This is a genomic window from Pedobacter psychroterrae, assembly GCF_004331695.1.
GTDB classification, from domain to species: domain Bacteria; phylum Bacteroidota; class Bacteroidia; order Sphingobacteriales; family Sphingobacteriaceae; genus Pedobacter; species Pedobacter psychroterrae.
Genome location: NZ_SJSL01000001.1, coordinates 1,005,132 through 1,024,753, shown reverse-complemented (window position 1 = coordinate 1,024,753; position 19,622 = coordinate 1,005,132). Strand labels below are relative to the sequence as shown.

Annotated in this window: 24 protein-coding genes; 15 read left to right on the top strand and 9 right to left on the bottom strand. The window is 40.6% G+C overall.

The features are described from left to right. The first annotated feature begins 43 nt into the window (after positions 1-43). From EZ437_RS04500 to EZ437_RS04480, 5 genes are all read left to right on the top strand, one after another. Positions 44-502 carry a MaoC family dehydratase gene (locus EZ437_RS04500; RefSeq protein ID WP_131593655.1) on the top strand — a complete coding sequence of 153 codons (459 nt, stop codon included), beginning with the start codon at positions 44-46 and terminating at the stop codon, positions 500-502. Positions 503-597: 95 nt separating this feature from the next. Beyond that, positions 598-1,851 (top strand): 6-bladed beta-propeller, encoded by a 1,254-nt coding sequence (locus tag EZ437_RS04495; protein WP_131593653.1) that lies wholly within the window; start codon positions 598-600, stop codon positions 1,849-1,851. Positions 1,852-1,857: 6 nt separating this feature from the next. After that, positions 1,858-4,701 carry a TonB-dependent receptor gene (locus tag EZ437_RS04490; RefSeq protein ID WP_131593651.1) on the top strand — a complete coding sequence of 948 codons (2,844 nt, stop codon included), beginning with the start codon at positions 1,858-1,860 and terminating at the stop codon, positions 4,699-4,701. 103 nt (positions 4,702-4,804) lie between these two features. Beyond that, a complete protein-coding gene (locus tag EZ437_RS04485) occupies positions 4,805-5,035 on the top strand; it encodes a hypothetical protein (protein WP_131593649.1) in 231 nt (76 codons plus the stop codon). A gap of 39 nt (positions 5,036-5,074) precedes the next feature. Then, positions 5,075-6,226, top strand: a complete 1,152-nt coding sequence (locus tag EZ437_RS04480) for a hypothetical protein (RefSeq protein ID WP_131593647.1) — start codon at positions 5,075-5,077, stop codon at positions 6,224-6,226. A gap of 61 nt (positions 6,227-6,287) precedes the next feature. On the opposite strand, the gene EZ437_RS04475 is transcribed toward EZ437_RS04480, so the two are convergent. Beyond that, the gene (locus tag EZ437_RS04475) at positions 6,288-6,809 is read right to left on the bottom strand and encodes a GNAT family N-acetyltransferase (RefSeq protein ID WP_131593645.1); all 522 of its coding nucleotides are present in this window, start codon (positions 6,807-6,809) and stop codon (positions 6,288-6,290) included. 203 nt (positions 6,810-7,012) lie between these two features. Here EZ437_RS04475 and EZ437_RS04470 point away from each other — a divergent pair, with 203 nt between their 5' ends. The 7 genes from EZ437_RS04470 (at position 7,013) to EZ437_RS04440 (ending at position 10,127) form a co-directional block, all read left to right on the top strand. Continuing rightward, positions 7,013-7,399 (top strand): VOC family protein, encoded by a 387-nt coding sequence (locus EZ437_RS04470; RefSeq protein WP_131593643.1) that lies wholly within the window; start codon positions 7,013-7,015, stop codon positions 7,397-7,399. A 27-nt stretch (positions 7,400-7,426) separates the two neighbouring features. Beyond that, positions 7,427-7,978 (top strand): alpha/beta hydrolase, encoded by a 552-nt coding sequence (locus EZ437_RS04465; protein ID WP_131593641.1) that lies wholly within the window; start codon positions 7,427-7,429, stop codon positions 7,976-7,978. Continuing rightward, positions 7,975-8,532: a dihydrofolate reductase family protein gene (locus tag EZ437_RS04460; RefSeq protein WP_131593639.1), complete on the top strand. Its 558-nt coding sequence runs from the start codon at positions 7,975-7,977 to the stop codon at positions 8,530-8,532. The genes EZ437_RS04465 and EZ437_RS04460 overlap by 4 nt, the downstream gene beginning before the upstream one ends. Before the next feature lie 69 nt (positions 8,533-8,601). Continuing rightward, on the top strand, positions 8,602-9,156 hold the full coding sequence (locus tag EZ437_RS04455; RefSeq protein ID WP_131593637.1) for a DUF5655 domain-containing protein: 555 nt from the start codon (positions 8,602-8,604) through the stop codon (positions 9,154-9,156). Positions 9,157-9,338: 182 nt separating this feature from the next. Continuing rightward, the gene (locus EZ437_RS04450; protein WP_131593635.1) at positions 9,339-9,662 is read left to right on the top strand and encodes an ArsR/SmtB family transcription factor; all 324 of its coding nucleotides are present in this window, start codon (positions 9,339-9,341) and stop codon (positions 9,660-9,662) included. Positions 9,663-9,667: 5 nt separating this feature from the next. Beyond that, positions 9,668-10,009, top strand: a complete 342-nt coding sequence (locus tag EZ437_RS04445; RefSeq protein WP_131593633.1) for an SRPBCC family protein — start codon at positions 9,668-9,670, stop codon at positions 10,007-10,009. After that, complete coding sequence (locus EZ437_RS04440; RefSeq protein ID WP_205942639.1) at positions 9,972-10,127, top strand: hypothetical protein; 156 nt, start codon at positions 9,972-9,974, stop codon at positions 10,125-10,127. The genes EZ437_RS04445 and EZ437_RS04440 overlap by 38 nt, the downstream gene beginning before the upstream one ends. A gap of 67 nt (positions 10,128-10,194) precedes the next feature. Here EZ437_RS04440 and EZ437_RS04435 read toward each other — a convergent pair whose 3' ends face one another. From EZ437_RS04435 to EZ437_RS04420, 4 genes are all read right to left on the bottom strand, one after another. After that, entirely contained in the window at positions 10,195-10,758 is a 564-nt protein-coding gene (locus EZ437_RS04435) for a helix-turn-helix transcriptional regulator (RefSeq protein ID WP_131593631.1), read from the bottom strand. Between the two features lie 227 nt (positions 10,759-10,985). Next, a complete protein-coding gene (locus tag EZ437_RS04430) occupies positions 10,986-11,978 on the bottom strand; it encodes a haloalkane dehalogenase (protein ID WP_205942638.1) in 993 nt (330 codons plus the stop codon). Between the two features lie 404 nt (positions 11,979-12,382). After that, the gene (locus EZ437_RS04425; RefSeq protein WP_131593629.1) at positions 12,383-13,099 is read right to left on the bottom strand and encodes a MarR family transcriptional regulator; all 717 of its coding nucleotides are present in this window, start codon (positions 13,097-13,099) and stop codon (positions 12,383-12,385) included. 117 nt (positions 13,100-13,216) lie between these two features. After that, on the bottom strand, positions 13,217-14,641 hold the full coding sequence (locus tag EZ437_RS04420) for an SEFIR domain-containing protein (RefSeq protein ID WP_131593627.1): 1,425 nt from the start codon (positions 14,639-14,641) through the stop codon (positions 13,217-13,219). Positions 14,642-14,650: 9 nt separating this feature from the next. Here EZ437_RS04420 and EZ437_RS04415 point away from each other — a divergent pair, with 9 nt between their 5' ends. The 3 genes from EZ437_RS04415 to EZ437_RS04405 are packed head-to-tail and all read left to right on the top strand — an operon-like array spanning position 14,651 to position 17,322. Beyond that, a complete protein-coding gene (locus EZ437_RS04415; RefSeq protein WP_131593625.1) occupies positions 14,651-15,457 on the top strand; it encodes a GNAT family N-acetyltransferase in 807 nt (268 codons plus the stop codon). A 1-nt stretch (position 15,458) separates the two neighbouring features. Continuing rightward, the gene (locus EZ437_RS04410; protein ID WP_131593623.1) at positions 15,459-16,262 is read left to right on the top strand and encodes a TIGR02391 family protein; all 804 of its coding nucleotides are present in this window, start codon (positions 15,459-15,461) and stop codon (positions 16,260-16,262) included. 31 nt (positions 16,263-16,293) lie between these two features. Further along, positions 16,294-17,322, top strand: coding sequence for a hypothetical protein (locus EZ437_RS04405; protein ID WP_131593621.1), 1,029 nt, complete (start codon positions 16,294-16,296; stop codon positions 17,320-17,322). Positions 17,323-17,326: 4 nt separating this feature from the next. Here EZ437_RS04405 and EZ437_RS04400 read toward each other — a convergent pair whose 3' ends face one another. The 4 genes from EZ437_RS04400 to EZ437_RS04385 all read right to left on the bottom strand — a co-directional run bounded on the left by EZ437_RS04400 (position 17,327) and on the right by EZ437_RS04385 (position 19,615). Further along, positions 17,327-18,139, bottom strand: a complete 813-nt coding sequence (locus EZ437_RS04400) for a GIY-YIG nuclease family protein (protein ID WP_131593619.1) — start codon at positions 18,137-18,139, stop codon at positions 17,327-17,329. Positions 18,140-18,250: 111 nt separating this feature from the next. Then, complete coding sequence (locus EZ437_RS04395) at positions 18,251-18,718, bottom strand: JAB domain-containing protein (protein ID WP_131593617.1); 468 nt, start codon at positions 18,716-18,718, stop codon at positions 18,251-18,253. A 271-nt stretch (positions 18,719-18,989) separates the two neighbouring features. Continuing rightward, the gene (locus EZ437_RS04390) at positions 18,990-19,361 is read right to left on the bottom strand and encodes a hypothetical protein (RefSeq protein WP_131593615.1); all 372 of its coding nucleotides are present in this window, start codon (positions 19,359-19,361) and stop codon (positions 18,990-18,992) included. 5 nt (positions 19,362-19,366) lie between these two features. Beyond that, positions 19,367-19,615, bottom strand: a complete 249-nt coding sequence (locus EZ437_RS04385; RefSeq protein WP_131593613.1) for a hypothetical protein — start codon at positions 19,613-19,615, stop codon at positions 19,367-19,369. Positions 19,616-19,622: the final 7 nt, after the last annotated feature.

Sequence of the window (19,622 nt, the reverse complement as noted above, 5' to 3'; positions counted from 1 at the left end):
TTAAGGGGCGAGCATCTAACTTAGACCCGGAAATAAAAAAAATATGGTAATCATTAACAATTACGAAGAGTACGAATCGCATTTAGGTAAAGAGATCGGTGTTTCTCAATGGCATACAATAGATCAAAACCAGATCAATAGATTTGCTGATGCAACATTAGATCATCAATGGATACATGTAAACAAAGAAAAAGCAGAACGTGAAGGCCCATTTAAAAGCACCATCGCACATGGTTATTTAACCCTATCGTTGATTCCATATTTATGGAAGCAAATTGCGGATGTGCGCAACATTAAAATGGAAATAAACTACGGTATCGAAAGCTTTAAATTTGGACAAGCCGTAATGGTAGACAATGAAGTTCAACTGAAGGCAAAACTCAATTCGATAATAAATTTGAGAGGGGTTACCAAAGTAGTGATCGAAGCTACCCTCATCATTAAAGATCAGCCAAAACCTGCATATGTAGGTAATGTAGTCTTCCTGTATCATTTTATTTAGCTGATAGCTGAATCCTTAAATTATGTTAAATTAGGATATTTAGTCTTTGTATTCTCAGGGAATCAATACCTTTAGAAAACAAACGCAACTCTTATATGTTAAAATTCGCTCTCAGCAGTTTTGTAATCTGCACTCTTTCCTTTGGCCAGGTACTGGCTCAGGCCAGTAAAGTCGACAGTTCTGAAATGAGAACGCTTCGTGTCGACCCCTCAGCCTCCAGAGGGGCTGCAGCTTCCCAGGTTTTTGACGAAATCAAGTTCATACCCCTGGAGACCACAAAAGAAAGTCTTTTTGGTTCCATTAGTCAGCTTCATATTACTGACGATAATTACGTCATCTGGGATTACGATACGAAATCCATTTTAATATTTACTAAAGAGGGAAAATATGTAGCAAAAATCAATGGAAGCAAAATTGAAAAAGATCCTGCTGACAAAGAAAACCAGGACTTTTATGGCTTTACTTTAAAAAAAGAGAACAACCAGCAACTTATTCAGGTCTCAGCGGGTAAATATTTCTTCTATTTTGATTTAAACGGTAAGCTGGCAAGGAAAGCGAAGAGCGGGGACGGCGAAGTATATGGTGGCAATCGTAAATTTAGCGACGGCACAGAGGTAGACCGCAGCTATATGGATAAAATAGACAAAGACAGCAATTATTATGACCTCGGCCTGGTTAAAGACAAGAAAAAAGTTGCCGCTTATTTTCCCTTCTCTATGGACAGATATAAGGGCGACCAGTTCTATTCCGGCGGAGAATCAATAACCGATTATGGGGTAAAGGACGAGCTTTTTTTCGTCAATTTCTATGAATATAATATATACAAAATAACACCGTCAAAGCTTTCTCTTACCTACAGAATTATCTTTCCTGCCAACAACTCATTACCATCCGATTTTAAAGAAAATCCTATTTATAAAGGCAAAAGGCGTGAGTATTTTGATAAGTTTCCCAAAGCCTATTATGCCATCGGCAGCGCATATCAATTTGGCAATAATCTCTATTTTAAAGTGAGCAACTGGACTTGGGGGGCCAATGAGAGAAAAGCTTTTATTTACAACCTGAAGAATGGCATGGTCACCTCAATTTCAGACATAGAGCCCGATTCCTTATCGCAATTTCTCCCGGTAACTGATGCCGGTATACATTACGATTTTGCCAATAAAGGATTCCATTTATTTGATGGCCAATATTTCTACACAAGCTACTCTTCTCTGGCCCTCTTTAATTTCAAGGAACAGAACGAAGGTAAAGATAGAAAATATGACCCCGCATTAACTGCATATTTTAAAACACAGAACAAGAAAAGTAATCCGGTCATCATCCAGTTAAAACCAAAGAAAAACTAACGCTCCATGTTAAAATTTACGTTCTCAATGATAGCTGTACTGCTAAGTACTGCTTTTATTACCACCTACGCACAACAATCCAAACCTGCTACCCATCCTGGAACCGCCAAAGGTATTGTAAGGGATACGGCTCAGAATTATGTCTTAAAATCGGCCACAGTTTCCATATATAAAGCTGCAGACAGTACATTGCTCAGTTACCAGGTTACTAACAATTACGGAGAGTTTAATTTCAGGAATCTTCCGGTAGACCAGCTTTTAAAATTGGAGATTAGCCATGTCGGGTATATGACTGGCCGTAAGAATTTTATCATACCATCAGCCAAAAACAACACCATAGACCTGCAAACAATCATTGTTGACCGCAGCGATGTGACACTGGATGACGTAGTCATCTCTGTCCCCCCAATCAGCGTAAACGGTGATACGCTTGAATTTAATGCGGCGGCTTTTAAACTGGATACAAATGCTACAGTAGAAGACATGCTAAGGGCCATACCCAATGTCACTTTGTGGGGAGACGGGCAGATTACCGTAAATGGAGCTGAAGTAAAAAGTCTCAAGGTAAACGGCAAGTCCTTCTTTGGTGGCGATGCCAAGATAGCCCTCCAGAATATTTCTAAAAATGCCCTTCAGAAAGTACAGGTATACAATACTGCGAAGAATGAAAGCAACCCGCTAGACTCTACCCTCGAAATGAACCTTAAGCTTAAAAAGGGAAAAGACATTGGCTTTTTTGGAAAGATTGGGATCGGTTATGGCACAAACAACCGCTTTGAGTCGGATGCCAGTATCAATATGTTTACTCCAAAAATGGAGCTCGCACTGGTGGGTGCAATTAACAATATTAACAAAACACCCAACAACATTAATTCGCTAATGTCTAACAGTACATTTAAGGGGGTAGGTACCAACGTGGAATATCAGCCTGATTTCAGGGCATCAGGGCTCAACCGACCCAGTGCGGCGGGGGCAAGCCTGACCTACAATTTCATAGAAAACCCTACCTACCAAAAGAAAAGCACGCTAAAAGCCAATTATTTCCTGCAGGACCGCAACAGCGATAACATCTCTGAAACCAGGACCACCACTACTGTAAACAGCACAGATCAAATTTTTGAGAAAAGTGACAATACTAACTTATCCTCAAATACCAATCAGCGTTTCGATTCAAATTATGAATTCTCAAAAAGAGGTCAAAATCTAACCCTCTCCCAATCGATAAACATCAACCAGGGTGATAGTGAAGAACAAACCAACCGTATTGCAGGGAATTTAGAGAACGCGCTGACAAGCACCAATAATTCCCTCAATACCAGCAATTTTAAAAACCTAAATTTCAACCTTCGTGGCGACTATCGGTATTCTCCATACATCATTACACATAACATGCGCTTTAGGGGCTTTTCTGCCACTTACGCTTTGTCTGGATATAACAACGAAAGCCAGCGCCTCAACCTGACCGAGTTCAGGTCTTTTACCAATGCCGGTGCCAACCGCGATTTTAACCGTAAATACGATACAAAAAATGATGGTATTAACCAAGAGCTTAACCTAACCCTGCCCGGTCTAAAATCATTGATATTCGGTGATAAGCGACTGGCAGGAATCAATTTTGATTTAACGAATAAACTGATTGTGAAATCTGACAAGAATGACAATCGCGTACAGGATCTCGACACATTGACCAATACTTACCGCGTCAACACTTATTTAAATAATCAGGTTCAGACAGACGTCATTGAGGAAACACCAGGACTAAGAATCGAAAAATCATTTTACAAAAGCCTCTCCAACCGGTTCTATCAGAACTTAACGCTGAGGTTCCATCCTAAACAGATATTGGTTGCACAAAATAATGAATCAGACCGTTCTTTTCAGGATATCAAGCGAAGTTACAAAAGGTTTGCTCCGGACGGGGGTGTTAGCTATAGTGATAACCAATATGGTGAGTATTCCAGATATTATGACCTGAACTATTACACGACCATACAGATGCCGGGTATCCAACAACTAGCCCCACTGACCGATAGCACCAATCTGTACTACCTGCAAAGGGGCAACATTAACCTTCGCGAGGAAGTAAACCAGGAAATGTCTTTCAGCTTCAGCCATTATGACCAGGCTAGCAAAAACTCGCTGAATTATAATTTCAGGATATCTGCCGGTCTGATAAAAGACAATATAGTAGACAGTCTTTTGATTAATGACCAGAACAGGCGGACCGTATTCCTGGTAAATGCAGATGGGCACAAGTATCTCAACTTTAATGGCGGCATCAGAAAGGCTTATAAGTTTAAATCTTCTGAGATCCAGCTAAGCCTGAGTGGAAATGTAAATGCCAATAAAAACCCTGGTTATACCAACAATGTATTTACTTTTTCCAGCAACCTAAACACAAATTCCAATGCCAATATTAACTACACTTACAAAAGCTACCTCGCAGTCGTATTAGGCCAATCGTATTCAACTTATCAATCTAAACAAGAGGCTTTCAATACCGAATACAGTGGAAAGAATCTCGGAACCAGCCTGAGTACAAGCTACAATATAACCAAGCAGTTTACACTAAATAGTAATGTAAGTTTCAACAAGAGCGCTTCTTCTGGTGCTAAAGACATCAATTTTACCATCTGGAATGCCAGTGCGGTATATCGTTTCTTAAAAGGCAACAATGCAGAGATCAAATTCTCGGCCCTTGATCTGTTACGCCAGAACAATAGTGCGATCAACTATGGAAATTCCAACAGTTTTACCATCGGCACACAAAATGTACTCACACAGTATTTCATGACCACCATTTCCTATTATCCAAGACAGTTTGGTAAGAAAGCCGCAACCCCTCGTTAAATCTCTGTCAAGCGTTACCTGAATTGATAACATAACATTAACTAACCAAAGAGTTAAAACAATTTGCCTTGTTTTGCACTTAATTAGCAAATTAGATTTCAACATGGAAAAAAAAGAAGTAAAGATCAGCTCAGACCTGCAAAAATTTATCGACAAGTTTGAGCCGAACAAATTTAAACTGATGGCTAAAGGCATTGAGATCAGGGGCATTAATGATATGCACCGGAATATTACCCAGGCAAAAGACCTGATAGAAAGGCTAGAGCTTAACCTCATTGTATCTCACAACGCAGAAATGCTCAGTTACGGTGGCTTTGAAGTTAATAATCTGTAATATCAAAACCTGATACACGATTATCTTCTGCTGGTCCATATGAAAAATCTATTATTATTCTCCTTTCTTTTTGTAGTGCTGAAACTGGACGCTCAATCTCAGGATAAGAGCGTACCGGCCAATTTGCCGGATGCTATCTATTCTGGAAAACAGGGCAAATTCCACGTACAGGGTGTTGCAGTTGATCAGAAAAAGGGATTTGTATATTTTTCTTTTACCGATAAATTGATCAAGATGGACCTTAAGGGTAACCTGGTCGGCAGTGTAACTGGTTTTGTGGGGCATTTGGGTGATTTGGATATCGCTGAAGACGGAAGGATTTACGGCTCGCTAGAGTATAAAAATGATGCAATCGGTAAAAATATCAGCAAATCTTTGGGTGAACAAAATCCACCCAAAAATGGGTTTTACATTGCAATATTCGACGGATCCCAAATTATACGGCCCAACATGACTGCAGAAAAAGAAGATTTGCTGCGCACAGTTTATATTAAGGAAGCCGTAAAAGATTATGAGGCCAGTGTACAGGACAGGAATGAAACCAAGCCACACCGCTTTGCTTGTTCAGGGATAGACGGAATTACATTCGGCCCGGCACCCGGAAGTCCCAATCCGGAAAAAAAATATCTATATATTGCTTATGGTATATATGGAGATACAACCCGGGCCGACAATAACCATCAGGTGTTATTACAGTACGACATCAGCAACTGGGACAAATATGGACAGGGGCTCTCTCAGAATCAACTTCATCAATCCGGACCGGCAAAACCTATGGAAAAGTATTTTGTGAAAACAGGTAACACGCGGTATGGAATCCAAAATCTGGCTTATGATCCTTATACAGGAAATTTCTTTGCTGCAGTATATCGTGGTGCTAAAAGCCAGTTTCCAAATTACGACCTGTTTGTGATCGATGCTCATCAGAAGCCTGTCAATGATCAAATATCCTCTGGTAATCAAAAGATAAAAGTCAAAATCCTTTCTTTATTGCAAGCCGGGCCGAAAGATTCAGCTACAGGCATTAGCGGATGGCATTTTGAATGGGGGGCTACAGGTTTGCATCCTTTAGGTAATGGGCTGTTTTATATCTCCCACAATGAGAAAGATAAAGCTGGACAGGAGCAAAGTACGGTACACAAGTATAAGTGGGTCGGGGATATGGACAATGCGTTTCTCTTAATGAAATAAGCAGATATTTATCGATGTCAATTATAATTCTGATGAAGATAAGCCCAAAGATAATTGCGTCTTATTGCAAAACCTTTTTCATCATGATGTCGGTTTGTTCATCTTTACCCGTTTTAAAAATATGTTTATCAAAGGCAACGAATCCGTTTTTTTCATAAAATCTAATCGCACGAGGGTTTTCTTCCCATACTCCTAACCACATAAACACTTTATTTTGAAGTTGCGCTGTTTCAAGTGCCTTGTCATATAGTATCTGTCCAACCTTTTTGCCGTGATGACTACTTTTTACATAGATACGCTCAATCTCCAATGAGGTATTATCTTGTAGTTCAGTCTGAGTGTTGCCCGTATTTACTTTCAGATAGCCGACAGGAATTGCATCATCCCAGGCAATAAAGAATTGAGATCCCGTATTACTTAACTCCGCCGCGACCTTTTCCTCAGAAAAATTTTCTTGCAGGTAGTTATTCATATCTTCTTCCGTGTTGCTTTCCGCAAATGTTTCAAAAAAGGTTTGCCTTCCAATCATCTGCACTGTTTCTAAGTCAGCAATGGTAGCTTTAGTGATTTGTATATGATCCATTGTATTTCATCAACCAGCTTTCGGTGGTATTTCACATCAAAGATATGTGAATATTTACTTTTTAATATAGGTCAACCTTAATTCCATCAATCTCTCCTTTAAGGAAAGTCGCAAATTGACCGTTAAATGTCGCATATACACCGCCGGTCTCCTACCAGAACACCCTAACTTAGTAAAGAATCTTTAACGCTAAAAAACTAGCTATGAACCCGAAAAAAATATGGTCAAATTTAACAGTCAGTGATCTTGACCGGACAACAAAGTTTTACACCGACCTGGGATTTAAATCTAACGGACGATCCAGTGACCTGACCAGCTTTTTTTTTGGTGAGCAGAACTTTGTGATGCACTTTTTTCTGAAAGATGTACTGAAAGCCAATGTGGAGATTGAAATATCGGATGCCCACCTCGCCAATGAAATGATCTTTACCCTTTCCGCAGAAAGCAAGCAAGAGGTGGATGCTTGGGAAACCGCAGTCCTAAATGCAGGCGGAAAGATTATATCCAAACCCTCAGCATTTGGCGAAGGATATTATGGATGCGTATTTGCAGACCCGGACGGACATAAATTCAACGTGTTTTACATGTAGGGCAAACTACAACAAACTTGAACGGACATGAAAAAACAAGTGCTGTTTATACAGGGAGGTGGAGATAACGGCTATCAAGCAGACGCGGCGCTGGTCAAATCACTACAGGAAGGGTTGGGAGAAAACTATGAAATCCTTTACCCCCAAATCCCCTCCAATGACGATGCACCCGATTTTGGCTGGCCCGAACAAATTGGCGAACAGATCGCCTCCTTAAAAGACGGGTTTGTTTTAGTCGCACATTCCCTTGGGGCATCCATGCTGCTTAAATACATCTCTGAAAACGAAGCGCGCTTCAAAACAGCCGGAATCTTCCTGCTCGCCGCCCCATTCTGGTCAGGGAACGAAGCTTGGAAACAAGGGATAAAACTCTGCGAGGACTTCGCAAGGCAACTTCCAAAAAACAGTCGGTTCTTTTTCTATCATTGCAAAGACGATAAAGAGGTACCCTTTGATCATCTCGAACAATACCGGCAGAACCTGCCAGGAGCGACTTTCCGGGAAATTGAAACTGGCGGGCACCAGTTCGGTGGCAGGATTAATTTGGTCGCCATTGACATTAAAAACCTATATATATGAGAAAGCTTATTTATGGAATTAACATCTCTTTGGATGGCTGCTGCGACCATACCAAATTCGGCGGCGAGAAGGATGTCCACGACTATTTCCGGGAACTGCTAGAAAATGCAGATCTGGTCATTTACGGCCGGAAAACATACGAACTGATGGTACCCTTCTGGCCACAGGTCGCTGAGGCGCAATCCATGGACAAGACTTCCAATGCGTTTGCCAAAGTATTCGCTGGCTTAAAGCGTATCGTGGTTTCGAAAACTATAGACCTCGTTGATGACCAGCACACCACCATTATCCACGATAACCTGAAGGAAGAAATCCTCAAACTAAAGCAGCAACCCGGTAAAGCGATCTCCACCGGCGGCGTTGAATTACCGGCTAAACTGATCGAATTGGGGTTAATAGATGAATTCCATTTGGTCGTTCACCCGGTAATTGTCGGACAAGGACGTCGCTTATTCACCGAAATGAACTTACCAGAAAACCTGGGTTTAAAGCTGATGGCCTCAGACACGCTGAGTTCAGGTTGCATAGTACTTCGGTATGAAAGGATAACCTGAGCGTATAGATCCAGCTACCATTGAATTCCAGAAACTAATTCTTAAATTTAGCTAACCAACACGAAGACAATGGATAAAGGCACGCAGACCATGATCGAAAACCTGTACAAAAACACAGGTAAAACGCTGGAAGAATGGATCGAAATCACCAATGGGCAAGCGCTGGCTAAACACGGTGAAATGCTGAAATATCTGAAAGAGCAGCACGGACTCACCCATGGGTTCGCCAACCTGATTGCGCTCAAATCCAGGGGGGCAGATGCCGGATCAAAAGCCGAAAGTACCGATCTGGTAGCCACCCAGTACAAGGGGAAAGAAGACCTGAAAGCAATTTATGAAACCCTCCTGGCAAAAATCCAACAATTCGGGAACGACATAGAAATCGCCCCGAAAAACACCTACGTCAGTTTACGGCGGAACAAACAGTTCGCCACCCTGCAACCGGCCACTAAAACCCGGTTTGAAATCGGCATCAACTTAAAGGGTAGAGCGCCCGAAGGAAAATTGCAGGCCATTACTACTCCAAACGCCATGTGTTCCCATAAAATCAATCTCTCTTCGGTAAACGAAATCGATGAGGAAATTATCAGATGGATCAGAGAGGCTTACACACGGGCAGAATGAAATGACTCATCTAAGGCGGGGTATAAAAGTTGGTGGGCCATTTTGTGGTCTCTAAGGCACCGATTTCAAACTCTTGTTTTGAAGATTTGCAGCTTAAATAATATTTTGAAATAAATTTGCGAAACCGAATAGTTGCATATATGTTTGCAACCGAATAGTTTCACAATCTAATCTTTACACAAATGAGACGAGATATCTTTCAAGCAATTGCAGACCCAACAAGACGAGCAATTATTGCTTTAATCGCATTACAAGCAATGACTCCGAATGCCATTGCTGAAAACTTCAACACCACACGACAAGCGGTTTCGAAACATCTACGGGTGTTAACTGAATGCAAATTATTGAAGCAAGAATATCAAGGCAGGGAGATTTACTACTCACTTGAAATCGAGAAAATGAAAGAGATAGACAAATGGTTAGATCAGTACAGAAAAATTTGGGAAACCAAATTTAATCAACTCGATGAGCTATTAACAAAAATAAAAAAACAACCTAAAAAATAAAACCCATGGAAACTAATTTATTATTTGAGTTTACAGTCAACAAACCTGACAAAACGGTATTTATTACGAGAGAATTTAATGCTGAACTACCCTTAGTTTGGGATGCCTTCACTACAAAAGAGTTACTAGATCAATGGGTAGCACCGAAGCCTTGGTCGTCGAAAACAAAATACATGGACTTTATAGTTGGTGGAAGAAGATTTTATGCAATGGTGAGTCCTGAAGGATTAGAACGCTGGTCGGTACAAGAATATACTTCCATTACACCGAAGACCAATTTTAAAATGTATAATTCCTTTGCCGACGAAAATGAAAATAGAGAGCTACCTGGTGGGCATTACCTCTAGAACTACGCTGACCAAATACTTCGGCGAACTCGTTGCTGCAAAGATCTTGAGCCCAGCCAAGGATGGAAAAGAGGTATATTACATCAACGACGACCTTATCCAAATTCTGAAGGGCTAAAGCAGGATTAACGAGCGATGTAGAAGTGCCATAATTTTTCGACACTTTTGTAGGTCTAGGCGATTAATTACTCAACAGGTCTGGATACTGCACTCAAAAACTCCTTGGGAGTTTGCCCCGTGAACCCCTTGAAGCTTCTTATAAAGTGTGATTGGTCGAAAAACCCTGCGTTTAATGCTGTATCAAGAAGGCTGTGGTTAAAGTGTACCTGGGCGATTAGAGATTTCATCCGAACAATATCAGAAAATTGTTTCGGTGTCGCCCCAGCAATTTTCCTAAATCTCTTCTCAAACGCATCTATACTGATGTGAAGATTTTCCGACAAATCCTTAACGCTAATTATCCCATTTGCCATCTTAATTTTTTCAATAGCATGGCCAATTAACAGATCAGGTTTGTTATAACGGAGTCTTGAAATTAAAAAACTCTGCACAATGCTTACTTTCGCTTGAACCGATTCAGGGGCCTCTATTTGATCCTGTAGAGCCCTCAATTCCGAAGGGAGAAAAAAATGATCTAATTCGACGTTGGATTCGAATAATTCATGTAATGGCAAGTCTAAAAAAGCATTGGCCCCGCCTTCTTTAAAATGAACGAGTATATTTGCACTATTTTTGCCATACTCAGCCATTTTGTAAGATTTTCTCAGACCTGATATAGAAAATATTGGTAGAAGGGTATTTCCCAACTGGTCATTAAATTGTACCCGTCCCCTCAAACGAAACCCAGCAACCACAGTTGTATCAGGCAACAATCGGTTTACTATGCTGTTTTTTGCTTTCTACAACCATAAAAGTTTTAATGTATGGAAGTAAGCATGGTGCAGGCTCAAATATTTGCATACTTAAATTTACTAATTTATCTGAGAAGGCGCAACCACTTCGAAATAGCCGCGCCAATTTCTTCCGCAGAATCTTCTTGTAAATTGTGATGTCCCTTGACGATCAGGTGGGTTTGGTTCGGCCAAAGCATACAAGCTTCTTTTTCAACGTTCGCCAAAGTACAAGGAGTTGCTTCAATAAATAATTTAGGTATACTGCTTTTAGCGAGCCAATTACTATTTTCATTTATGATATTGATAATTTCATCTGGTGCCCCGCCTATCGGCAGCTGACGTGCCCAGCTGAGCATTGCCCGCCTGTCTTCACCTGGCTGGGTAAACGGGCGGCGATATTCCCTCATCTCCTCCTGCGACAGGGTACGTAATACGGTTCTTGGCAAATTAAACTCGATAAAGGAGTTGTTAATGAGCACCATTTTTTCGCCCTCATCTGTCCTGAGTTTTTGAAAAATTTCCCGAGCTACTCCAGGCACGTCCTCCCATGAACGCGAGCTTGTCAGGGCTTCCATATATACAATTCCCTTTACGGCATTAGGATGATTCCTTGCCCAATAGAAGGCCAACGGAGCCCCCCAGTCATGCACGACAAAAGTAATGTTCTTTTTGATGCCGAGACGGGCAAAAAGTACCTCCAGGTATTTTTCATTATTCATGAAGGTATAGTCTGCTGTATCTATAAATTTATCAGAGTCGCCCATACCCATCAAGTCTGGAGCAATGCAGCGGCCCGATTTCTGAAGATAGGGTATAATGTTTCGCCAAATATAACTTGATGTGGGATTTCCATGAAGAAAGACAATAGGGTCGCCTTCACCCTTGTCATAGAAAGCCATTTTAAGTCCCCGAATGACTTCATACTTCTTTGCTAGGTGAAGGGTGGTTTGCGTAGTATCCACTTTTTTCTCAATTTTTGATTTTATATTCATTGTCGCATTTTTTGGTGCCTTGTTGGGTGCTGATGTCAGCGCCTGTGTTGCAACGACCAACAAAACTTTGTGTATCAATTTCATGTTGTTTTTTAAACAAAGTTCATATTCTGCGATTCAAATAAATAGTATAAAATCATTGATTCAATAGGCGTCAGAAGAATAGAAAATAAAATAGAAAAAGGTGACGAGAATCGAACCTGATAGTAACTGCTTTTTGACAATCATATCAGATTGATAAACAGTAGCTTATGCAATAAAATAACAACGGGAATAAAGTTTAAAAAACTCTATTCCCGTGAAGTGGTCCCCGAGATACAGAACTCCGAATATTTTGAACGGGATTTGATCATGGCCGCAGGTCTTGAAGAGGACCTTTTTAACCCTCTACCGCCTGGATTAACAGGATTATAGTATTTTTTGATATAGGCCGGTTATATAAATTACCGGCCTATATATTTTGCGGTGAGCCGAATGAGCCGCTATTGCTAAATAAGTCTATATCGCGTTCCTCTTCCAACACCGTATCTTTCAATCATACTTTTTTCAATTAATCTGTTAAGCATCCTTTTTACAGTTGCGATCGAAGTTCCCAGTTTTCTCCCAATCGCTGTAGTCTTAATCCCATTGTTGTTCTCAATAATATGAAGCAATAATTCTTCAGTAGCGATCTGTTTCCAAGCCAATATTCCTAAATCTATTTTATGCATAATCTCCTGCTGACAATCATCTAAAAATGACAAAACCGATAAAACCCAATCATTGACTTCCATGTCTTGCATGCAACAGATTCTCGACGAACCATCAAATGGTAAATAAATAGCCCAGCCATATCCCCCATTAAATAGCATTTGGACCATCATGTTATAATTTACACATCCTCTGACATCCCGGATATTTGCTATAAATTGTAAATACCAGGCAAATAGTAGGCATTTTATCAGTGGAAGGATATCGGTTTCCGCTTCGTACCAGAATACCAATGCATTATACTCAGTAAAAGAATCTGAACAAGTTTCAAGCTCTGCGAACAGATCGTAAACATTCCATTTTTCAGGAACACTCCATTTGCATAATAGGGCTTGTTCTTTTTTGCTGACAACTGGCCATAGTTCATCGAATCGCTCAATACGGCTAATCAGGGAGATCATTCTCCAGCTCACGTTCAAAGCGTAGTTTTTTGAGTCTAAAATGTTCGGTGACATACATTACAGGTTTTGCCCATAAATATCGTTCGACGTACAATCACAGGTCCCAGAGATGGGAACGAATGGGGAAATGTTGTAAAAGCATTGTATGACCTAGATCTATTTTCCGCCTTTTTAAGAAATAAACAAATCAGGAGAAAGTGGAACTGCTTCCAAATGTTGCTCACCCCCGGGTTTAATCCAAATAAGTTCCTTGGCTAGAAATTCCTTTTCAATAGGGCCATGCTCCGTATAAACATCTACTTTAATAACAGATTCAATAATCCTGCGAATATTTTGATGGGCAACCTTGATTAAAAATCCTTCTGTTGACATTTTCTGCTTCTGAAATAGCTTTCCCTCAAATGACCGCTCGTAACTTACGAAACCGTCTGGATCGGCCTCATGGTAATGATCAAGATCCAGTTCCCTTGGAATCTTTATATTATAACTGAATCCACTGATGTTGCTGCCGGTTGTATTCGTAAAAACAAATTTTAGCATGAAATCTATGTGCTTATACTGCTTGGCGAATAGGCTTGCGTCACCTGTTGCCTTAATCATTGGATCGATGGAAATTGGGTCAGGTGCTTCTACGTCCTGGGCCACCAGAAAGGCACGTGCAAGTCGGACTGGGAGTACCGGTTTGGTCTTTGCAACCTCCGCGAAAACATATCTTTCATGCCCCATCAACTTCTCAAACAAACGGGTCATTTCCTCTGGGTCTGAAAGGTCGACTATATCTCTTCCTTTAAATCCTGCTGGGATGATTTCGTTTGCTCTTCCGCTGAAACTTGCCAGGATATATTTATTAGGATTATCGTTAATGTCATTGATCATTAGCTCATACTCTGTTCCCACCCCTCCTTTAAATCCATCCGCCCTTTCCTTGTATCCTTCAGATAGCACAACAATGACCTTTGGATAATTATTCATAGCAATATGCATCATTTTGACAAAGTTTATCGCAGTTTGTTGCTGATCGAGCTTTTTATCTATATCGGCTTCGAAACCATTATCCCTTAAATAATTGCTGAAGTCAAAAACCTTGTCCTCATGGTCCTTAGAGTCCCAACTGTAGGAAATAAAAACCCTATTTGTTTCCGAACTATTTGCCGTATCGTTGTTTGTTTCTTCCATAAAATTTATTTGAGGTTCTTCCGGTTCTTTCAAGCTAGGTGTTAGCTGAAGGGTTCTGCCAAAATTCAGTGAACCATTCTGAATCCTGTCAAGTGATTGCTGACGTTTTTGCAAAGCAGTCTCTTCCTTTCTCAGTGCATCAATTTTCTTATTCAGGGATTCTTTTTTGGTACGTTTCAGCTTTTCGTAGTCGTTAAGTTTCTGCTGTATGGTTAAGGTTTCCTTCTTATACCTCAACATCTGGTCTTGCTTACTTTTAATCATTGAGACTGACGTATTCTTCGTAATCGATCGATTAACAGAATTGATCTTGGCTTGCTTGTCCATCATCTTCTTATGCTCAACGATAATCTTTTTATCCAAGTCAAGCAACTCTTTTTCCAGTTTTGAGATTTGAGAATGATAGGTTGTTATGCTCATTGGTGTTAGTTGAAACGTAAATATAAGCAAACTTTTAGCGGGCTACAGCGCCCATCATCTCCAAAAGATTTATCTTTAGAAATGAAAGGCCTTAAAATAAAATATAAGCCGTCCCAAGATGACATAGACGAGATCGAAAGCTGGCTAGTCGCTGAAGAACAAGCCTCGCATGAAGGGTTCTATTGCAATTGGTCAATAATTCTCCAATCTTTCGAAGATAAAAAAGCAGCACTGCTCATTGTGGAAGAAAAAGCCATCGGCTTTATCACTTGGTTCGAAAGGGATAAGGTGGCCACCATACAAATTGCGGAGATCAAACCGGAAGAGAGAAAAAAGGGTTACGGAAGATATTTAGCGGAACATCTTTTTGGAAAACTATTAAAGAAGGGATTCGTCGTTTTGGATTTACATTGCCAGCCCGCCCGTTCCGAGGCAGTATGGAAAAAACTGGGATTTGTTCGATTTACTGACACTAAGGGCTTTGAAAGTGAGAACTCTGAAGAAGGCCGCCATCTTTATAGAATATTGATACCATCTCTAAAACCTACAAAGGCCTTAAAGCTAAATGAAACCATTTCCCTATGGGATACGGAGCCCTATTTAGCCGGAGATCAGGCTCGTTGGAAATGGCACCCAAAATTCCAAAATGGTAGCAGAGAACTAAAATTGCCGATCATCTTTCCCGCAAAACGCGATTGGCAAATCAGTTGGAACAAAGATGGACAAGTAATTAAAAGCGAAAAAATAAAGTACTTTAGGCGTGAAGGAATCGACTTTAGCAATTATATTATCATCGAAAAACTACCGCTGACTTAATATGGGAAACACTGAAAAGCAACCAATAATCACTGAAATATTTCTTGAAAGCATCTGCGCAATGATCGCCGATACCAATGAAGGACTAACAGGAAGCGAAATCACCAAGATTCTTGCAGATTGTAAGCTTACGGATCATTCTCCCATGTTAAACAAAAGAACCAGGCTGTACAATGCATTCGTGCTTTACCAGAATACAAGTCAATGCTCTAACGGAATTTTGAAATTCCTCAGCCATGCAATGCATCCTGCTCGGTATATGAAGAACCATGAATTGTTTCAATATCGGTTAAATGAAGTAAATAAACGATTATCGTTTATTGGTCTTGAGCTGACAAAGGAAGCCAAATATAAAAAAGTCACCGCCGCCCGGACGCTAACAGAAGCTCAGGAACGGGCCAGCCATTACAAGTCAAAATTGGAGCTCAGAAATATCCACCCGGAAGTTTTTAAATACTGCAATGCAGAACTTGTTCAAGAAAACTATTTTCATTCTGTGTTCGAGGGTGTGAAAAGCGTTGCTCAAAGACTTCGGGACACTACAGGAGTGCACGCGGATGGCAATGTGCTTGTAGATGTTGTGTTTTCTACAGCAAACCCACTTTTGAGAATTAACCCTCTACTGACAGATACTCAGAAAAGTGAACATTTCGGACTTTCTAGTATGATCAAAGGACTACTGGGTTTAATCAGAAACCCAACTGCCCATACGCCAAAAATTAAGTTTGTAATCAATGAGGACGAAGCACTAGATATTATGACAATAGTTTCATATGTCCACAAAAAGCTCGACCAAAGCTTTTAATTCTTAAATTTAACATTCAATTCAAATATTGATGGGCGAAAAATTAACGATCAGATCAGCCACGGTGGACAAAAATGGAGACTACGTAGCTTTGGAGCAGATGCAGGAATACGTGAACACGGTTAACGGAGAGCGCAAATTGCGTTATCTGGCTAACCATCGCCGTGATTTACCACCCGTGGGTTATATTAGCAATGCAGAAATACGTCAGATTGAGAATATCTACCATGCCCTTGCAGAGCCCGTTGTATTTATAAATAGAGAACAAGTATCTTGGGATCAAAGCCTGCTAATGGAAGATGCGGGAATACCACTGTCATTCATTCGCCGAGATCATGGATCTTCGGTCCATATCAGAATCGCGATGGACAAGAATAATTTTGGATCATTTGAATCATTTGAACACACCGGTGAACACCTAATAAAAATATTTGACCAGGAATTAAAACTTGAAGGCAGTATGCGCAAAAGCTATCTGCCAGATCCGCAGATGGTAATTACTTTGGCGGGCTATTATACAATCCTCTACCCGATTTTGAAGCCATTTCTGACAAAAATGGGAGAAAAGATTGCTGAAGATATAGCGGAAGACGCCTATCAGCTTGCTAAAACGGGATCCAAAAAACTAATAGCCAGCATTGCCGATTCAGTTAGACTTGCAAGGAAAAACATGATTCCTAAGAACAAGGTCTTACTAACCATTTTCGAAATACCCGGAAGCCCCTACATTGAACTTCAGGTTAAATCAGATGATCCGAAACGCATCGCTAAGGCAATTTCTGACAAACAGCTTTTTAAGATGCACAAAAAAGTAATTGACCTTCAGTCCAAAATTGAGATCTCAGAAATCTGTTTCCTATTTAATGTAAAAGACAAATGGGAATTTACCTATTTGCTGACAAAACAAGGACAAGTGATAGGTACTAAAACAGTCTTTAAAAAAAGAGATAACCTTTTAAGAAGAATCAACCTAAGCCCGACTAGGGCTTTAAGCCTGGGAGCAGACGCAGTTCAATATGAGCGTAGTCCAAATAATTCAAGACCTAATCCAGCAGATTAATAGCCTAAGCCCATTTATCGAGTTCCTTTTTCATGAAAACTTCGATCTCTGCCAAGTCACCAAGACTAAGTCTGAACCACTCGCCTCGGGCAGATTTTTGCCTATACATTGCATGTAATTTCCTCTCGATTTCCTTTGAGCAACACCATTTGGCTATTAAGTGGATGGCGGGTTCTTGGGAGTGAAGTGTCCGTTCCCGATAAGCAGGATTTTTGCTGGTTCCGATTTTAATAAGCGAAGTATCGCAATTCACCATCAGGTAAACGTAGTCTTGCCCTGGAACATGCTTATCTGCAAAATTATCATTGAAATAGTTTCTGTAAAACTCTTTTTTATCAATAAAATCGATCTTAAAAATGCCGCGCCGTGCTAAACCGACCATAACTGCATTCTGACCTTCAAACTGTTTAAGCTCCAAATTTGTTGCAGTGAAAAACCCACTTTTTTCAAGGAAGCCCCTGAGCTTTTTCTGGAAGGTATTAAAGATATCAAGTTCATTTAGCCCTGGATATAACCTGCAAAGAACTGTACAGAAATGCATCAATAGCCCAAAATAGTCTGGGTCACGCAAGTTCAAGCTTATAATATCCCCTCTAAGTCCGTTCTCACCATTGATGTAGAACATGTCAGCCATTAGGCCAATGCGGTCATCATAAAGCTTTACACCATAACAATTAGTATCTATACCTGCAATAACATTGGTAATGGGGCCATTGTCTTCTTTATCAAACTCCAAAATGTCCTCTTCTGATAATGTAAAGCAACATTCCAAAAACTTCAATTCTAGTTCCTCCAAGGAGCTCTTCTTCTGAGACATAGGCTAATACTACAAAAACAATCTGATGAACCGATTCCAACAGAAATCTTAACATTAAAGATACCTGAAATAGACGATCAAGCCAATGCTGTTGACAGAATTTATAAAGGGCTATAAAAGCCCTTCATCCCCAAAAGAGAAATAACCACGTTTGGTTAAGATGATATGATCCAGGATCAGTAAGTCCAATAGTTTTCCTGCCTCGACTAGTCTTCTGGTCAGGCTAAGATCAGCCTGGCTGGGTTTTAAGTTTGAACTGGGGTGGTTATGGCAAAGGATAATCCCGCTAGCGCAGCTCTTTAAAGCAATCCCAAATACAAGCTTCGGATCAACCAGCGTTCCAGAAAAACCTCCACTGGATATCTCGGTCATGCCTATTACATTATTAGCACGGTTTAGCAGCAGGATAAAAAACTGCTCGTTCATCTCTATTCTTCCCTGATCCCAGTTGTTAAACAGAATATTGTAAGCATCTTTCGACTGGTTGATCTTTGGCCTTTCACAGGCTTTGAATTTTGGCTGATAGGTTACTTTGATCTCCGATACCATGAACAGAGAATTTTGGATTTGCGCTTTCATCGTCTTAAATTTTAAATTGAAAATTGGATTAATTGTGCGCGTCTCCCGGACGGACTGAGCAAGCAAAAAATGCATGCGGAATAAATGGAAAAGCGGGGAAAGGCCATGTGAGCGTTTATGCCGAACAATTTTTGCGCCCCGAAGGTACCGGCCGAACTTAGTGCCGGATTAATAGAATAACTCCTCAAATTGCTGGTCTTCCAGTCCAATCTTTTGTAAAGTCAAATCGCCGCCCACCATCTGGCGGGCGGCGATTTGGACCTTTTCGGGCCTAATGATAAAGAACCTGAACCATCAGCTTAAACTTTTCATTGACGCTGATCTTATCCGCATACTTGATGATGCGGTCATTGACAAAAAGCGCCTGCAAGTTGAAACAGAGCTGGTCGGAAAACACCTTGCTGCTTCGAAGCATATTAAATTCGAAAGTTTCGATCCGCTTCATAGTCTGCCTCGACAGGCTCAGCCATTCATCAAAACTGAAAAAACCAAAGTCCCAGCTTTCCCGGTATTGCTGCTGGTGCTCTTCAAAATCAGAGCAGACCTGTTTTAGATGTTCGATAAATGGTTTTACTTCCTCAGGAAATAATTCGTGTAAAAGTTTAGCTTTTGCGGTATTATCTAACTGCTTGATTGATTTCATGGTAATTATTTGGTTGACGGTGATCCGCCGTTTAATACTTGGGTTGATTTACTGGATTCCAATTTGTTTTTGAGCCTGCCCAGCTTTTGAAAAATGTCCTTCCAGTATCGCTGACGCTTTTTAACAAAAGCCTGCATAGCGGGCTCCTGCTGCTGATATAAAATGCCGATGTAACCGGACGTTTGGGTGATAGCTTCTTTCAGGTCGGTCACCTCGATCAGCTGACCTTCCAGATCACGGATGTAAGGATTCATAACCATC

Bases quoted from the DNA above. Each gene is read 5' to 3' on its own strand.
- EZ437_RS04500 (WP_131593655.1), top strand. From the start codon at position 44: ATGGTAATCATTAACAATTACGAAGAGTACGAATCGCATTTAGGTAAA.
- EZ437_RS04470 (WP_131593643.1), top strand. From the start codon at position 7,013: ATGAACCCGAAAAAAATATGGTCAAATTTAACAGTCAGTGATCTTGAC.
- EZ437_RS04395 (WP_131593617.1), bottom strand. From the start codon at position 18,718: ATGAAAGCGCAAATCCAAAATTCTCTGTTCATGGTATCGGAGATCAAA.
- EZ437_RS04450 (WP_131593635.1), top strand. From the start codon at position 9,339: ATGAGACGAGATATCTTTCAAGCAATTGCAGACCCAACAAGACGAGCA.
- EZ437_RS04420 (WP_131593627.1), bottom strand. From the start codon at position 14,641: ATGAGCATAACAACCTATCATTCTCAAATCTCAAAACTGGAAAAAGAG.
- EZ437_RS04405 (WP_131593621.1), top strand. From the start codon at position 16,294: ATGGGCGAAAAATTAACGATCAGATCAGCCACGGTGGACAAAAATGGA.
- EZ437_RS04490 (WP_131593651.1), top strand. From the start codon at position 1,858: ATGTTAAAATTTACGTTCTCAATGATAGCTGTACTGCTAAGTACTGCT.
- EZ437_RS04430 (WP_205942638.1), bottom strand. From the start codon at position 11,978: ATGAAATTGATACACAAAGTTTTGTTGGTCGTTGCAACACAGGCGCTG.
- EZ437_RS04460 (WP_131593639.1), top strand. From the start codon at position 7,975: ATGAGAAAGCTTATTTATGGAATTAACATCTCTTTGGATGGCTGCTGC.
- EZ437_RS04445 (WP_131593633.1), top strand. From the start codon at position 9,668: ATGGAAACTAATTTATTATTTGAGTTTACAGTCAACAAACCTGACAAA.
- EZ437_RS04425 (WP_131593629.1), bottom strand. From the start codon at position 13,099: ATGTCACCGAACATTTTAGACTCAAAAAACTACGCTTTGAACGTGAGC.
- EZ437_RS04410 (WP_131593623.1), top strand. From the start codon at position 15,459: ATGGGAAACACTGAAAAGCAACCAATAATCACTGAAATATTTCTTGAA.
- EZ437_RS04465 (WP_131593641.1), top strand. From the start codon at position 7,427: ATGAAAAAACAAGTGCTGTTTATACAGGGAGGTGGAGATAACGGCTAT.
- EZ437_RS04385 (WP_131593613.1), bottom strand. From the start codon at position 19,615: ATGAATCCTTACATCCGTGATCTGGAAGGTCAGCTGATCGAGGTGACC.
- EZ437_RS04435 (WP_131593631.1), bottom strand. From the start codon at position 10,758: ATGGCTGAGTATGGCAAAAATAGTGCAAATATACTCGTTCATTTTAAA.
- EZ437_RS04495 (WP_131593653.1), top strand. From the start codon at position 598: ATGTTAAAATTCGCTCTCAGCAGTTTTGTAATCTGCACTCTTTCCTTT.
- EZ437_RS04475 (WP_131593645.1), bottom strand. From the start codon at position 6,809: ATGGATCATATACAAATCACTAAAGCTACCATTGCTGACTTAGAAACA.
- EZ437_RS04440 (WP_205942639.1), top strand. From the start codon at position 9,972: ATGAAAATAGAGAGCTACCTGGTGGGCATTACCTCTAGAACTACGCTG.
- EZ437_RS04400 (WP_131593619.1), bottom strand. From the start codon at position 18,139: ATGTCTCAGAAGAAGAGCTCCTTGGAGGAACTAGAATTGAAGTTTTTG.
- EZ437_RS04455 (WP_131593637.1), top strand. From the start codon at position 8,602: ATGGATAAAGGCACGCAGACCATGATCGAAAACCTGTACAAAAACACA.
- EZ437_RS04390 (WP_131593615.1), bottom strand. From the start codon at position 19,361: ATGAAATCAATCAAGCAGTTAGATAATACCGCAAAAGCTAAACTTTTA.
- EZ437_RS04480 (WP_131593647.1), top strand. From the start codon at position 5,075: ATGAAAAATCTATTATTATTCTCCTTTCTTTTTGTAGTGCTGAAACTG.
- EZ437_RS04485 (WP_131593649.1), top strand. From the start codon at position 4,805: ATGGAAAAAAAAGAAGTAAAGATCAGCTCAGACCTGCAAAAATTTATC.